This is a genomic window from Polynucleobacter wuianus, from assembly GCF_001659725.1.
GTDB classification, from domain to species: domain Bacteria; phylum Pseudomonadota; class Gammaproteobacteria; order Burkholderiales; family Burkholderiaceae; genus Polynucleobacter; species Polynucleobacter wuianus.
Genome location: NZ_CP015922.1, coordinates 400,595 through 415,638 on the forward strand (window position 1 = coordinate 400,595; position 15,044 = coordinate 415,638).

The 15,044-nt window shown below is 45.5% G+C and carries 16 protein-coding genes; 7 read left to right on the forward strand and 9 right to left on the reverse strand.

Going from position 1 to position 15,044, the window contains the following annotated elements; all coding sequences use genetic code 11:
- Positions 1 to 75: 75 nt before the first annotated feature.
- Genes A8O14_RS02175 through A8O14_RS02210 form a run of 8 tightly spaced genes read right to left on the reverse strand, consistent with a single transcriptional unit; the run spans position 76 to position 7,741 of the window.
- The gene (locus A8O14_RS02175) at positions 76 to 543 is read right to left on the reverse strand and encodes a peroxiredoxin (protein ID WP_068948008.1); all 468 of its coding nucleotides are present in this window, start codon (positions 541 to 543) and stop codon (positions 76 to 78) included.
- 40 nt (positions 544 to 583) lie between these two features.
- Positions 584 to 1,501 (reverse strand): polysaccharide deacetylase family protein, encoded by a 918-nt coding sequence (locus A8O14_RS02180; protein WP_068948009.1) that lies wholly within the window; start codon positions 1,499 to 1,501, stop codon positions 584 to 586.
- A gap of 33 nt (positions 1,502 to 1,534) precedes the next feature.
- Positions 1,535 to 2,581, reverse strand: coding sequence for a bifunctional UDP-4-keto-pentose/UDP-xylose synthase (locus A8O14_RS11590; protein WP_068948010.1), 1,047 nt, complete (start codon positions 2,579 to 2,581; stop codon positions 1,535 to 1,537).
- A gap of 38 nt (positions 2,582 to 2,619) precedes the next feature.
- The gene (locus A8O14_RS11595) at positions 2,620 to 3,489 is read right to left on the reverse strand and encodes a formyltransferase (protein ID WP_068948011.1); all 870 of its coding nucleotides are present in this window, start codon (positions 3,487 to 3,489) and stop codon (positions 2,620 to 2,622) included.
- The gene (locus tag A8O14_RS02195) at positions 3,490 to 4,452 is read right to left on the reverse strand and encodes a glycosyltransferase (RefSeq protein WP_068948012.1); all 963 of its coding nucleotides are present in this window, start codon (positions 4,450 to 4,452) and stop codon (positions 3,490 to 3,492) included.
- 41 nt (positions 4,453 to 4,493) lie between these two features.
- Positions 4,494 to 5,660 (reverse strand): DegT/DnrJ/EryC1/StrS family aminotransferase, encoded by a 1,167-nt coding sequence (locus tag A8O14_RS02200; protein ID WP_068948013.1) that lies wholly within the window; start codon positions 5,658 to 5,660, stop codon positions 4,494 to 4,496.
- 12 nt (positions 5,661 to 5,672) lie between these two features.
- On the reverse strand, positions 5,673 to 7,364 hold the full coding sequence (locus tag A8O14_RS02205; RefSeq protein WP_068948014.1) for an ArnT family glycosyltransferase: 1,692 nt from the start codon (positions 7,362 to 7,364) through the stop codon (positions 5,673 to 5,675).
- Positions 7,364 to 7,741 (reverse strand): Mth938-like domain-containing protein, encoded by a 378-nt coding sequence (locus A8O14_RS02210; protein WP_068948015.1) that lies wholly within the window; start codon positions 7,739 to 7,741, stop codon positions 7,364 to 7,366. Before A8O14_RS02210 ends, A8O14_RS02205 begins: the two co-directional genes overlap by 1 nt.
- A gap of 79 nt (positions 7,742 to 7,820) precedes the next feature.
- Between A8O14_RS02210 and A8O14_RS02215 the strand changes: the two genes are divergently transcribed.
- Genes A8O14_RS02215 through A8O14_RS02245 form a run of 7 tightly spaced genes read left to right on the forward strand, consistent with a single transcriptional unit; the run spans position 7,821 to position 14,714 of the window.
- On the forward strand, positions 7,821 to 9,077 hold the full coding sequence (locus A8O14_RS02215) for a pyridoxal phosphate-dependent aminotransferase (RefSeq protein ID WP_068948016.1): 1,257 nt from the start codon (positions 7,821 to 7,823) through the stop codon (positions 9,075 to 9,077).
- A complete protein-coding gene (locus tag A8O14_RS02220) occupies positions 9,074 to 10,384 on the forward strand; it encodes a homoserine dehydrogenase (RefSeq protein WP_068948017.1) in 1,311 nt (436 codons plus the stop codon). Before A8O14_RS02215 ends, A8O14_RS02220 begins: the two co-directional genes overlap by 4 nt.
- A gap of 8 nt (positions 10,385 to 10,392) precedes the next feature.
- Positions 10,393 to 11,835 (forward strand): threonine synthase, encoded by a 1,443-nt coding sequence (thrC, locus tag A8O14_RS02225; protein WP_068948018.1) that lies wholly within the window; start codon positions 10,393 to 10,395, stop codon positions 11,833 to 11,835.
- 52 nt (positions 11,836 to 11,887) lie between these two features.
- A complete protein-coding gene (locus tag A8O14_RS02230; RefSeq protein WP_068948019.1) occupies positions 11,888 to 13,114 on the forward strand; it encodes a molybdopterin molybdotransferase MoeA in 1,227 nt (408 codons plus the stop codon).
- An 18-nt stretch (positions 13,115 to 13,132) separates the two neighbouring features.
- Complete coding sequence (gene moaD, locus A8O14_RS02235; RefSeq protein WP_068948020.1) at positions 13,133 to 13,390, forward strand: molybdopterin converting factor subunit 1; 258 nt, start codon at positions 13,133 to 13,135, stop codon at positions 13,388 to 13,390.
- A gap of 1 nt (position 13,391) precedes the next feature.
- Positions 13,392 to 13,847 (forward strand): molybdopterin synthase catalytic subunit MoaE, encoded by a 456-nt coding sequence (moaE, locus tag A8O14_RS02240; protein WP_068948021.1) that lies wholly within the window; start codon positions 13,392 to 13,394, stop codon positions 13,845 to 13,847.
- 39 nt (positions 13,848 to 13,886) lie between these two features.
- Entirely contained in the window at positions 13,887 to 14,714 is an 828-nt protein-coding gene (locus tag A8O14_RS02245; RefSeq protein ID WP_068948022.1) for a hypothetical protein, read from the forward strand.
- A 59-nt stretch (positions 14,715 to 14,773) separates the two neighbouring features.
- On the opposite strand, the gene A8O14_RS11490 is transcribed toward A8O14_RS02245, so the two are convergent.
- Positions 14,774 to 15,016: a GIY-YIG nuclease family protein gene (locus tag A8O14_RS11490; RefSeq protein ID WP_071608665.1), complete on the reverse strand. Its 243-nt coding sequence runs from the start codon at positions 15,014 to 15,016 to the stop codon at positions 14,774 to 14,776.
- Between the last annotated feature and the right edge of the window lie 28 nt (positions 15,017 to 15,044).

Consider the following 15,044-nt stretch of genomic DNA (forward strand, 5'->3'; position numbering starts at 1 on the left):
GTTTACGGTGCATATGAATCACTTTACCCCAAATTTTGGGGTTTGCAAGCACCCTAGAACAAATTGTTGTAAAAATTACTTTGCAGCTTTAGCCGCCTGTAATACCTCTGTCACATGGCCCGGAACTTTAAGGCCGCGCCACTCTTGAACCAGCTTGCCAGAGGAATCAAACAAGAAGGTGCTGCGCTCAATACCGCGGACCTGTTTGCCATACATATTCTTCATTTTGATGACGCCAAAAAGTTGGCAGAGCTTTTCTTCAGTATCGGCAACTAGCTCAAACGGCAGTTCTAGTTTGCTACGAAAATTGTCATGGGATTTGAGGCTATCGCGTGAAACGCCAACGATCAAAGTATTGGCCTTAGTAAATGCCTCAATATTGTCACGAAACTCGCCTGACTCAGCAGTGCAACCAGGAGTCATATCCTTAGGATAAAAGTACAGAACCAGTTTTTTCCCCTTAGCGGATGCTGGAGAAAAAGTGAGGCCTGATGTCGCTGGGATAGCGCATGCTGGGATAGGTTGGCCGATAGCTACTGTCATGATGGTCCTTTGCTTTGTCTCTGAATTGATAATTACTTATTTAGTTGCTTTGAATAATCAGTTCACCGCTACGATTTGGGATTTCACCCCAAGTCAGTGGTAATACGGCTATTTTATCTAGTTGATTGGTGGCTTTCCAAGATTGGTGTAGCTCGCCCATGGTAACGAGGTCGTGGCCTTGATTTAGCCATCCAGCTAGTAGCTGTTCAAACGCAGGTAATAGCTTCTGACCCTCTAGTTCTGCGTGCAGAGTGAAGACTTGGTCATTAGGATTACTTTGGGTTATCTCCAGAAGCTTTTTAACAGAGCCAAATTCATCTGCGCCATCAATGCCAATTAGTTCATCAAAAGTCGGTAGTGTGGTTGGGTACTGTACATGCTTTGTTTTACCTGATGGCAATGCCAAGCGATAGGGTATGAGATTGGGTTCGGCTCTACCATCAGAGGAATAGGCTATTCCCCATTGATCGAGTTGCTCAAATGCAGCCTCATTCATTTGCCAACCAGCTGCACCATAGGTCACTGGTACATGACCAAAGATTTCAACAAAGCGATCCCAACTTTTTTGCATCATCGCTTTGGTCCATATTGAGTCTTGATTGCGAACAGCGTCTTGCCAAGCAACGTGGTCCCAAGTATGAATGCCAGTCTCATGACCGGCTTTATCAATTGCGCGCATTTCTGCAGCAGCCTTTTTGCCAATATCTGGGCCTGGAATTAGAACGCCATATAAGAGAGTTTTGATACCGTAGTGTTCAACGACAGAAGTGCGACTAACTTTTTTTAGAAAGCCAGGACGAAAGACTCTTTTTAAGGCCCAGCCAGTATGGTCTGGACCAAGGCTAAATAGGAAGGTGGCTTTTAAGTCAAATCGCTCAAGGGTTCGAGCTAGATTAGGGACGCCTTCTTTGGTGCCGCGTAAGGTATCAACGTCAACCTTGAGTGCAATCTTAGCCATGAATCCTTGAGTATGTTTCTTTCGTGTCGCTACTTATTCTGTATCAACTAAAGAACGGGCTTTTTCAACATCTTGACGGTAGGCTTCGAAAATATTCTTCAGAGCGTCTGCCATCGTTGTGGTTGGTTTCCAACCTAGTTCGCTCATAGTGTTATCAATTGCAGGAACGCGGTTCTGAACATCTTGATAGCCTTCACCGTAATATGCGCCAGAAGTAGTTTCCACAATCTTCACAGCATTCGCTGTTTTGGCGTACTCAGGAATACTTCGTGCGATATCTAACATTTGATTTGCCAACTCACGAACAGAGTGGTTGTTCTTCGGATTGCCGATGTTATAGATTTTGCCATTAGCAACACCATTTTTGTTGTCGATGATGCGCATGAGAGCATCGATACCATCATCCACATAAGTGAAGGCGCGCTTCTGTGCGCCACCATCGACTAAGTTAATGGGTTCGCCACGAACGATATGACCTAGGAACTGGGTCACTACCCGGGATGAACCTTCTTTTGGTGTGTAGATGCTATCTAAGCCAGGGCCAATCCAGTTAAATGGGCGGAAGAGGGTAAAGCGCAAGCCTTCCATGCCGTAACCCCAGATCACGCGATCCATCAATTGCTTAGAGCAAGCGTAAATCCAGCGTGGTTTATTGATCGGGCCATAAACCATATTCGATTTAGATGGATCAAATTCGCTGTCTTCGCACATGCCATAAACCTCAGAGGTTGATGGAAATACCAAATGTTTTTTGTACTTCACTGCCGAACGTACGATTGGAAGGTTGGCTTCGAAGTCGAGCTCAAATACTTTGAGTGGTTGCTGTACATAAGTGGCTGGTGTAGCAATCGCAACCAAAGGTAAGATGACATCGCATTTACGAATGTGATATTCAACCCATTCTTTATTGATGGTGATGTCACCCTCAAAGAAATGCATGCGGGAATGATTGATCAAATCACCCAAGCGATCATTCTGCATATCCATACCGTAGACATCCCAATCGGTTGTCTCGAGAATGCGTTTGGAAAGGTGGTGGCCAATAAAACCGTTCACACCAAGAATGAGTACTTTTTTCATCTTTACTGCCTCGTTTTAATCTAATTTGTATTTAATGCTTATTTGCTTGCCGGAAACCATTCCAAGATTTCAACTGCTTCGTGGTCACCGCATATGCCAAATACCCGATTATCAACCACTTGGATGCCTCTAGTCCCTAGATTCAGGTTAGCGGGAAAAGGCCCTTTTAGGCTCGTTTTAGCCACAATCATGGTTTGACCCATGTGTTCGGTAAAGGCGCCTGGGTATGGGGGTGCAACAGCCCTGGCTAGGTTGTGTACTTGTAGAGCTGTTTGATTCCAATGAATTTGCCCGTCTGCTGGCTTTCTACCGCCAAAATAACTCCCTTTTTGCAGGTCATTAGGCTTGCGAGGCACTATGCCTTGGATCAACTCAGGAAGGGCTTGGTTAATGACCTCTTCCGCAGCGCTACTGACTTTTCCAAAGACATCTGTAGCAGTTTCATCCGGGCCAATGCTGACTGCAACCTGCCCAACGATATCTCCTGCATCGGGTTTAACTTCCATAACATGCAGGGTGGCACCAGTTTCAGTCTCGCCGTGCAAGATGGCCCAATTGACTGGCGCTCTTCCGCGAAACTTGGGTAAGAGTGAGCCATGCATATTGAGCGCAGCAATCTTGGCGCAAGCTAATATTTTTGCCGGAATCATATGGCGGAAATAGAAAGAGAAAATGTAATCCGGTGATAGCGCTTCAAGTTTCGGAATTAAATCATGTAACTCGCTAGCGCTTGGCGTGATGTAGGGAATGTTTTTCTTTTGGCAGAGTTTGGCAACGCTACCAAACCAAACATTTTCGTTTGGATCATCCTGATGAGTAACTACAAGATCAACTTGAATGCCTGCATTAAGTAGTGCTTTGAGGCAGTTCACGCCAACATCGTGATATGCGAATACGACTGCGTGCAATTATTTTTTCTCTAAAACAGTTTGCACAACGTAACGTGGGCGATTGCGGATTTGCTGATAGATCCGACCGATGTATTCGCCCAAGAGACCAAGGCCAAAGAGCATCACGCCAATCAAGAAGAAGGTGAGTGCGAAGAGAGTAAAGACTCCCTCAACCTCAGCACCCAGAACAAAGCGGCGTACCAAGAGGTATACAAACAGACTGCCCGCAGCGAGTGATAACAGCATGCCCAGAATCGAGAAGATCTGCAAAGGCATGATTGAAAAGCCTGTTACCAAATCAAAGTTCAAGCGAATGAGTTGATAGAGGCTGTATTTAGACTCGCCAGCAAAACGCTCTTCGTGTTTAACAGTTATTTCAATGGGGTTTGCGGCAAATGTATAAGCCAGCGCAGGAATAAAAGTATTGTTTTCATCACATTGGCGAACTAGGTCAACGATACGGCGACTATAACCACGCAACATACAGCCTTGATCTGTCATTGTGATACGGGTGATGTTTTCACGCAAACGATTCATGGCACGTGAAGCAAATTTTCTGAAAAAGCTATCACGACGATCTGCACGAATAGTGCCAACGTAATCATGACCTTTTAATAGCTGCTCAGTCAGGGCATCAATTTCTTCAGGGGGATTTTGTAAGTCTGCATCTAAGGTAATGATGTATTCGCCTTTGGCATATTCAAAGCCAGCCATAATGGCCATGTGCTGACCAAAGTTACTATGAAATAAAACTGCGCGGGTTACATCCGGACGTAAATCAACTTGTTTAGCTAGAATTCCAGCGGAGCGATCTTTGCTGCCGTCATTAACAAAAACGATTTCATAAGCGATATTGCGTTTGGCAGCAATAGAATCTAATGCGGGGTAGAGGCGATCAAATAAAGCCTGGAGACCATCTTCCTCGTTATATACGGGAATAACGATACTGAGCTTTGGATTAGCAACTAAGTTTGCAGTCATGCTGCAATTTTGCCTGATTCTGGGGATCTAACCCAACAAGACTAGTTTTTGCGGTGTTTTTTGAGGATTCCAACGAATCCGCTGGCTATACGGCCAATATCCTCATCAGTCATGCCTGGGAATAGGGGAAGCGTGAGGATGGAGCGTCCAATACGTTCTGCGATCGGAGTATCGCTAGTTTTGTAACCTTGTTCTTTGTACAAGGTAAAGCCTGTGATTGCTGGATAGTGCACGCCAGTGCCGATGCCGAGATCTTTTAGTTCGGTCATGACTTGAGCGCGATCACATTTCAGTTGATCAAGTGGAAGTACTACCTGAAACATGTGCCAATTACTTTCGCTAAAGTTTTCAACCGGCAGCTGTAATTTGAGATTTTCTAATCCAGCAGATGCGAGTTCGCTACGGATCACATCAAAGTATTGACGAGCCAATGCAGCGCGACGTGTTTGATAGGCTGGTAATTGTTTGAGTTGTTGCAAACCAATCACTGCATTCACGTCAGTCAAATTATCTTTTCCGCCAAGAACATCCACATCCATGCCGTCCATGCCTTGACGAGTTAAACCTTGCAGACGGAATTTCTCAGCCAGTTTAGCTTCATCTGCGTTGTTAAGGACGAGGCAACCGCCTTCAACTGTAGTGAGATTCTTATTGGCTTGAAAACTAAAGCTCACTAGATCACCAAAGCTACCAATCTTCTTGCCCTTCCATTGCGAACCAAAAGCTTGTGCTGCATCTTCAATCACGCGGAGCTTGTGTTGCTTTGCTAAGTTATAGAGCTGATTCATATCTACTGGCAGACCTGCTAGATACACTGGCATGATGGCGCGAGTCTTTGGGGTGATGGCTACCGCTACTTTGTTAAGATCAATATTGCGAGTGATAGGATCGATATCAACAAAGATGGGTTTGGCGCCAACACTCAAGATGACGTTTGCTGTTGCAACCCAAGAAATTGGTGTTGTGATAACTTCATCGCCTTCGCCTATGCCGGCAACTTGTAAAGCAATTTTCATGGTTGCTGTACCGTTAGCAAAACAGCGCACATGACGGCCGCTAAAGTATTCGCTTAGCGTTGCTTCAAACTCCGCTAATTTTGGTCCTGAGGTAACCCATCCAGAGCGCAATACCTCTCCAACAGCGTCAATGGTTTCTTGATTAAAGCTAGGGCGCGTAAAGGGGATAAAGGGAGGGGTGGAATTAGACATATGGGTCTTATATTACTGCGTCGTGTTTGCGTTGTCTGGATGTTTCACGATCACTCTACGAGAGTCACGATCCACCTCTTGCATCGGCAGGTTTGTACCCTGAAGTGCGACATACTGCTCAGGAACCATGATGGCGTAAGCAGTTTGATCTTCTTTCCAGCGAGCAATAAAGGCATCTAAGGTCGGTAGCCATATTTCTGGCTGTTGATTGACGCCAAACAAGAGTTCATCTGGGTCTTCAACCATGATCATAGTTCTACCTAAATAGAAAGGCATGGTGTGATCGAGTAAGCGGACAGAATAGAAATTGACGTTCCCCGGGATGCTTGCCTTCACTCGGTTAGCAAGATCGATACCAGATACTGCGCGCCCTAAGGTTTCGTGACCGGTGCCAGCGATGATGGCGCATAAGAAAAAACCACTTGCAAAACTGACGATACTTTGCAAGCCATTACGTTTCGATTGCAGCGCTGCAAACGCACTAAAGCTAATGAGAGCAATTAATGCTGCGATAACCCAGTAGGTATATTGCGCATATGCTTCTATTTCATCAGGTCTTGCTTGTTTACCAATGGCATCTAAGAAGAAAAATCCAAAAATTCCTAGTAGTGCAAATCCAAGTGTTTGTAACTTCCATGGCAATGCCATAGAGTTAGTACTTCCAAGTAGGTGATCTAAACGATTACCAATGAGCAAGGCTAGGGCTGGAAAAATGGGGATGATATAGCCTGGCAATTTCGAGTGCGACACACTAAAGAATGCAAAGATGATTGCAAACCAGCACACCAATAACCATCCACTAGAAAACTCTCGCCTACGCTCTTGCCATGCTTGTGTAATGGCACCTGGGATCTGCAATATCCAGGGTAGAGCGCCGATGAGAAGTAGTGGCACAAAGTAAGAAATGGGGCCAGTTCTACTGTGCGCATCTTGGGTAAAGCGTTGAAAGTGTTCGTGGATGAAGAAAAATTCCAAGAACTCTGGATTACGCTGTGCAACCATTACAAACCATGGGCTTGTAATGAGTAAGTAAATAATAGTTCCGCTAAATAATCTTAAGCGAGTCCAAATTTTCCAATCCCACACGCTAATAGAGTAAGCAATAAAAACCATGGCAGGGATTGCGGCACCAATCAATCCTTTTGATAAGGTTGCAAGCGCCATGAACACCCAACAAGACCACATCCAATTACGACTACTTGCTTTGTTGTGAGAAGTTTGTGCTAACAAAAGACTGCACAAAGCTGCCACTAAAAATGCTGACAGACCCATGTCAAGAGAATTAAAGTGGCCGCTAATGACCCACATCGGACTGGACGCCAAAACAACTGCAGCTAACCATCCTGCTCGCGCGCTATAGATGCGTGTGCCTGTATAAGCAGTTGCCAGTATGGTTAAAAACCCAGTGAGCGCTGTCCAAAGCCTAGCTTGCCACTCACCAATGCCAAAGACTTGGAATGTTGCAGCGTTTGCCCAAACTTGTAACGGTGGTTTTTCAAAATACTTGTAGCCGTTATAGCGAGGGGTAACCCAATCGCCAGTGACCAACATCTCTCTGGCCATCTCAGCATAGCGTCCCTCATCAGATGGGATGAGATGGCGATAGTTCAGTGTGCCAAACCATAACAAGGCATAAATGATGAGCAAGAGCAAAATCTTGCTGGGATCTAGAGGGGAAGATTGGCGAATCTGCCCTAATTGCATTAAGTTGGCTCCACAATCAGGGCTAGCAGAACTTGACGTCCTTCACCTACCAGAATGTTGTAGGTACGACAGGCCGCTTGAGAATCCATGATTTCAAAGCCGATTTTGGCATCGATGAGGGGTTTTAAGAGCTCCGGCTTGGGGAAGCGCTGACGACTTCCAGTGCCAATAAGGATCAATTCAGGCTTCAGATTGACCATTTGAGCAAAATGGCTTGTCTCTAGATTATCGAAGGCCTTAGCTGGCCACTGCGAAATAGCGCCATCCGAGCTCAATAAGACCGCATGGGCATATGAGACTTGGTTGATCTCAACGTAGCCATCCCCATAGCCAGTGATTGTATTGGCTCCGGAATGGGGGTCAGATTGAAGCTTCAAGTGGACTCTCTGTCATAATTATGTGGATTATAGCTAGCTGTTTTTTCCAAGATTTCAAGAACTTACCCTTTAATTTATTGTGAAACCTATCCTAAAGTCCCAAAAACTCGATAACGTCTGTTACGACATTCGTGGACCTGTGCTCGAGCTTGCTCAGCGCATGGAAGAAGAGGGTCACAAAATCATCAAATTAAACATCGGAAACGTAGGAGTTTTCGGTTTCGATCCTCCTGAAGAAATTCAGTTGGACATGATTCGCAATTTGAGCAATGCATCTGCCTATTCTGATTCAAAGGGTATTTTTGCAGCTCGGAAAGCCATCATGCAGTACTGCCAAGAAAAAGGTATTCAGGGCGTAACTTTAGATGACGTATATACCGGTAACGGCGTATCTGAACTCATCGTGCTATCGATGAATGCACTCTTAAATGATGGCGATGAAGTCTTGGTGCCGACGCCTGACTATCCGCTGTGGACTGCCGCCGTCAGTTTATCGAGTGGTACGCCTGTACATTATCTCTGTGATGAATCGAAAGAGTGGGCGCCAGATTTAAATGATCTGCGCAAAAAAATTACGTCCCGTACAAAAGCGATTGTCGTGATTAACCCAAACAATCCAACTGGTGCGATTTACTCTAAAGAAGTCTTGCTTGAGCTCACACAAATTGCTCGTGAACATGGTTTGATTTTGTTTGCTGATGAAATTTACGACAAGATGTTGTACGACGGTGAGAAGCATATTTCTCTGGCTTCCTTGTCAAGTGACGTTGTCGTCATTACCTTCAACGGTTTATCCAAGAATTACCGCTCATGCGGCTACCGAGCAGGCTGGATGGTGGTTTCAGGGGATAAAGAGATGGTACGCGACTATATCGAGGGCCTCAATATGTTGGCCTCGATGCGCTTGTGCGCAAACGTTCCTGGTCAATATGCGATTCAAACTGCATTGGGTGGTTATCAAAGTATTAATGATTTGGTAGGCGAGGGCGGTCGTCTTGCAAAGCAGCGTGACCTTGCCTGGAAACTCATTACTGATATTCCTGGCGTGACTTGTATTAAACCAAAATCTGCTTTGTATTTATTTCCAAAATTAGACCCAGATGTTTATCCAATTGAAGATGATCAGCAGTTTGTTGCCGATCTTCTAAAAGAAGAAAAAGTATTGTTAGTGCAGGGTTCCGGTTTTAACTGGGGCAAGCCTGATCACTTCCGCGTAGTGTTCTTACCCCATGAGGATGTGCTTAAAGAGGCGATTGGTCGCTTGGCACGTTTTCTTGAGCGTTATCGTAATAAGCATGCCCGTAAGGCATCTTCAACCGCAGCAAAGGCATCATGAAACCGATTCAAGTAGGTCTATTGGGTATTGGCACCGTTGGTGGTGGCGTATTTACTGTTCTCGAGCGTAACCAAGATGAGATTACCCGTCGTGCGGGCCGTGGCATTCGCATTAATACCGTTGCCGATTTAAATGTAGAGCGCGCTAAAGAGCTCGTTAAAGATCGTGCGCAGGTTGTTAATGACGCACGTGCGGTGATTAATAATCCTGAAATTGATATCGTTGTTGAGCTTATTGGCGGCTACGGAATTGCTAAAGACTTGGTTCTAGAGGCGATTGCGGCTGGTAAACATGTCGTTACGGCCAATAAGGCCTTAATTGCAGTTCATGGTAATGAAATTTTTAAAGCAGCTCATGCTAAAGGCGTGATGGTAGCTTTTGAGGCAGCGGTCGCTGGAGGGATTCCGATCATTAAAGCTTTGCGTGAAGGCTTAACTGCCAACCGAATTGAGTGGATTGCCGGCATCATCAACGGCACAACCAATTTCATTCTCTCTGAGATGCGTGACAAAGGCTTGGACTTTGAAACCGTTCTCAAAGAGGCGCAACGTTTAGGTTACGCAGAAGCAGACCCAACTTTCGACATCGAAGGGGTTGATGCGGCGCATAAAGCAACCATCATGAGTGCGATTGCCTTTGGTATTCCAATGCAGTTTGAAAAAGCGCACGTAGAAGGCATTACTAAATTAGCGGCAATTGATATTCGTTATGCGGAGCAATTGGGTTATCGCATTAAGTTGCTTGGCATTGCGAAGAAAACACCAACAGGCGTTGAGCTACGCGTACACCCAACCTTAATTCCTTCTAAGCGATTAATTGCAAACGTTGAAGGTGCCATGAATGCAGTACAAGTATTCGGTGACGCTGTCGGTACAACCCTGTACTACGGAAAAGGCGCTGGTTCAGAGCCAACCGCTTCTGCAGTCATCGCCGACTTGGTAGATATCACTCGCTTGCTAAGTGCTGATGCTGAGCACCGCGTTCCTTACCTGGCTTTCCAGCCAGATGCAGTTCAAGATACTCCAGTTCTACCAATTGGCGAGATCACCACAAGTTACTACTTGCGTATGCGTGTTGCTGACCAAGCTGGCGTTTTGGCTGATATCACCAAGATCTTGGCTTCACACGGCGTATCAATCGATGCGCTCTTGCAAAAAGAGGCTGATGAGGGTGAAAGTCAAACTGACTTAGTTGCTTTGACACACGAAACCAAAGAGAAGAACATGCTTGCCGCAATTAAAGAGATTCAGAATCTCAAGACAGTTGCTGGTGAAGTGGTGAAGATTCGTTTAGAAAATCTGTCTTAAGTAAATCCATGCGTTACCAATCTACTCGTGGCAATAGCCCACAACAATCATTCTTAGAAATTTTGTTGGGTGGATTGGCGCCTGATGGCGGTCTGTATTTGCCAACGCAATATCCTCAAGTGACTCCCGCTCAGCTAGATTCTTGGCGCGGTTTGTCTTATGCCGACTTAGCATATGAAGTGTTGAGTTTGTATTGTGATGACATTCCAGAGGCAGATCTACGTGCGCTCATACGCAAGACCTATACAGAGCAAGTCTATTGCAACGGTCGCTCACAAGATAATGCAAAAGATATTACCCCTTTGCATTGGCTGGGTGAAGAGGGGGGTACACGTATTGGTTTATTAAGTCTTTCTAACGGCCCAACCCTAGCCTTTAAAGACATGGCGATGCAGTTGCTGGGCAATCTTTTTGAATATGCATTAAAGCGTGCGGGTCAGAAGCTCAATATTTTGGGTGCGACTTCTGGTGATACCGGTAGTGCTGCTGAATATGCAATGCGCGGTAAAGAGGGTGTTAGGGTATTCATGCTTTCACCACGCGGCAAGATGAGTGCATTCCAATCTGCCCAGATGTATTCCTTGCAAGATCCAAATATTTTCAATTTGGCGGTAGCGGGTGTATTTGATGATTGCCAAGACATTGTGAAAGCGGTGAGCAATGACCACACTTTCAAAGCTAAAAATCAAATCGGTACTGTGAACTCCATTAACTGGGGTCGCGTAGTCGCTCAAGTGGTGTACTACTTCCAAGGTTATCTACTAGCGACCAAGTCTAGCTCTGAGAAGGTCTCTTTCACTGTTCCTTCAGGTAACTTCGGTAATGTATGCGCAGGACATATTGCTCGTATGATGGGTTTACCGATTGCGCATTTGGTTGTAGCAACCAATGAGAACGATGTGCTCGATGAGTTCTTCCGTACTGGTGTCTATCGTGCACGCAAGGCTGCTGAGACTCTACACACTACAAGTCCCTCCATGGACATCTCCAAAGCAAGTAACTTTGAGCGCTTTGTCTTTGACTTCATGGGTCAAGACGGCAATGCCACAGCTGCGATGTTTAAGCAAGTTGATAGCGCTGGTGGCTTTGATATCTCAAACGATGCCGTCTTCAAGGATCTTGGTAAATATGGCTTCCAATCTGGACGAAGTACCCACAATAATCGATTAGAAACCATTCGTGATATCGATCAAAAATATGGCGTCATGATCGATACGCATACTGCTGATGGCGTTAAAGTGGCGCGTGAACATCTGCAGGCTGGCATTCCGATGTTGGTGCTTGAGACCGCCTTGCCAATTAAGTTTGAAGAGACGATTCAAGAGGCCTTAGGCCGTCCTGCTGAGTGTCCTCCTGCATTTAAAGATATTAAATCTAAGCCGCAACGTGTCGAAAATATTGATGCGGATATAAATCAAGTTAAAGATTTTATTACCACGCACGTCAGTTAAATTTTCAATCCAATACCGAAGCAACAATTAAATTGCTATGACTAAGCCACCGATGTTGACTGCACAGCAGGCTTTAGAGCACTTGCTCTCTCATGCAAAGCCGGTTGAGCAAAGCGAAAGCGTTCCTATGCAGGCAGCACTGGGTCGCGTACTCGCAGAAGATGTTAATAGTTTGGTGGATGTGCCTCCCCTTGATAACACCTCAATGGATGGTTATGCAGTCAGAACTGCCGATACATCAAGCGCAGGACAAGTGCTTAAAGTTGCACAGCGTATTCCGGCGGGCTCAGTGGGTACTCAATTAGAGCCTAGTACAGCGGCTCGTATTTTTACAGGCGCACCGGTACCGCTAGGGGCTGATGCCGTTGTGATGCAAGAAGATTGTGTAATTCCTGAAGGCGCTACCGATAAGGTGCAGGTCAATGTTGCGCCGATATTAGGCCAATGGATCCGTCGTCGTGGCGAAGATTTAACTGCTGGCAAAACGGCACTCAATGCGGGAACATTTTTACGCCCTCAAGAGCTAGGCGTCGCAGCATCTGCAGGATTAACGCATCTCAATGTGAAGCGACGCGTGAATGTGGCAGCCTTCTTTACTGGCGATGAATTAGCTTTACCGGGTGAGCCACTCAAACCAGGCGGGATTTACAACTCCAATCGCGATACCTTATTGGCTTGCCTGAAGTCTTTGGGCTGCGATGCAACCGATTTAGGTATTGTTCCTGATCGTTTGGATGCTACTCGTGCGGCATTACGTAAAGCGAGCAAAGATCACGACCTCATTATTACTTCTGGTGGTGTATCGGTTGGCGAAGAAGATCATATCAAGCCAGCAGTAAGTGCTGAAGGTAGATTAGATCTTTGGCAAATTGCGATTAAGCCTGGCAAGCCATTAGCATTTGGAGCAGTGCGCAAATCTGATGAGCCCAAAGATGGTGAAGCATGGTTTATTGGATTACCTGGTAACCCGGTATCGAGCTTTGTGACCTTCTTATTATTTGTGCGCCCATTCATTCTGAAATTACAGGGTCGGGAGACGAAGACTCCTCACTCTTACTTAGTACGTGCCGACTTTGACTGGCTTAAAGCAGATCGACGTAATGAATTTTTGCGTGTGAAATTTAATGCGAAAGGCGGCCTAGATTTATTCCCCAATCAAAGCTCTGGAGTGCTAACGAGCGCCTCATGGGGTGATGGTTTGGTCGACTGTCCACCGGGGCAGGCTATTCAAAAGGGTGATTTAGTGAAGTACACCCCTTTTGATGCATTGCTGAAATAATCGGATTACGATTGCCTAATGAAACTTGAATTACGATTTTTTGCCTCTTTACGTGAAGCTCTTGAAACTTCGCAAGAGAGTATTGATGTGCCATCCTCAATTAAGACTATTTCTGACTTGAGATCTTTCCTCGTGCAAAGGGGTGGTATTTGGGCTCAAGCTCTGGCTGAGGGCAAAGCTTTGCGCTGCGCACTGAATCAGCATATGGTTGATTTCAATACAGTTTTACAAGAAGGCGCTGAAGTAGCCTTTTTCCCTCCAGTCACTGGTGGTTAGTATGCCAATCAAAATTCAAGAAAATGATTTTGATGTGAGTGCCGAGATTGCAGCGCTTCGCAAGGGTGATCCTAGGGTGGGCGCGGTAGTGACGTTCCTGGGTACCGTGCGCGATATGAATGATGGTAGTCAGGTTAAGGGCATGTCTTTAGAGCATTACCCAGGCATGACAGAAAAGGCTTTAGAAGAAATCATCGCCCAAGCAAAGTCACGCTGGGACATTTACAACACCCTTATCATTCATCGTGTTGGACCATTATTGCCTGAAGATCAAATCGTTTTAGTTGCTGTCACCAGTGCTCATAGAGGCGAGGCCTTCGCTGCATGTGAATTTATCATGGATTACCTCAAGACTGCAGCCCCTTTTTGGAAAAAGGAAGATACACCCGAAGGCGCGCGCTGGGTTGACGCTCGTGTGACTGACGATATTGCAATGGCTCGTTGGAATAAAAAATAATTCATTCTTTAACAACAATTAATTCTTATTTAGACCAAAATGATTTCATTAAAAAAACTACTCACCATAACCTCCTTCGCATTATTGTCGACCACTGCTTTTGCTGAGGGCGCAATTAATCCTATTCCTGTTATCGGAAATGATTGGCGTTTTTCAGGCACGATTAGTGGCTGGGCACCTGCAAGTTGGACGACCGCATCTGCAAGTCGCCTTTCTAAAACAGCTGACTCATCTATTAGTGATAACTTAAATAGTGCATCCGTTTTTGCGTTTCTTACGGCTGAGGCTCATAAAGGTGACTGGGGTCTGATGGCTGATCTCGTTTACTCCCAAATGGGTGGTAGCGGTAGTACCACTAAGTACATTCCCAATAAGGATGACTTGCCAAATTCCTTATATGCTGGTCAAAATACCAAGATTAAGGAAACGGTTCTGACATTTGCTGGTACTTATACGGCTTATAGATCAGGCAATATTTATCTTGATGCCCTAGCTGGCATTCGATATATCAGTCTCACGACATCGTTAGATGCAAATGCAAAGTTAACTGTTGATGGCAGCACCTATCCCATCTCTCCATCATTAAACAAAAGCTTTACCAATCAAACTACTGATGCAATCATTGGTTTCAAAGGGCGCGCACGTATCGCTGATAGTTCTTGGTTTATTCCTTACTATGCTGATATTGGTAAAGGTCCTGGTAGCAACACTACTACTTGGCAAACTTTAGTGGGTGTTGGCAATGCTTACTCTTGGGGTGACGTGACTTTGTCATATCGCGCTATGTACTTTGGCCTAGACTCACGAGTTGCTGCGATCAAGTCGCTAACTGCTGGTCCGCAAATCTCTGCAACATTTAACTTCTAAGAAGTTATTGACGGAAATGTAAGCCACTCTGCGGGGTGGCTTTTCTTTTGATGAGCGGCTTAATTCTTGAAGAACCCCAGCTTTTGGTTCTTGGGCAAACGTTTTAATTTCGCCTCGGCCTTGGAGGCCTCTGATCTGTCTGGGTGCTCTTGTGTAGCCAAAAGGACAACCGGTCTGCGTGATCTTGTATAGCGGGCGCCTTGCCCTGAATTATGGGCTTCCAAACGATGTTCTAGGCGGTTAGTAATGCCAGCGTAATAGCTGCCATCGGAACACTCTAGAAGGTAAACAAGCCAGCTCAAATTGGGTCAGATTAGGGTTAAAAAGGGC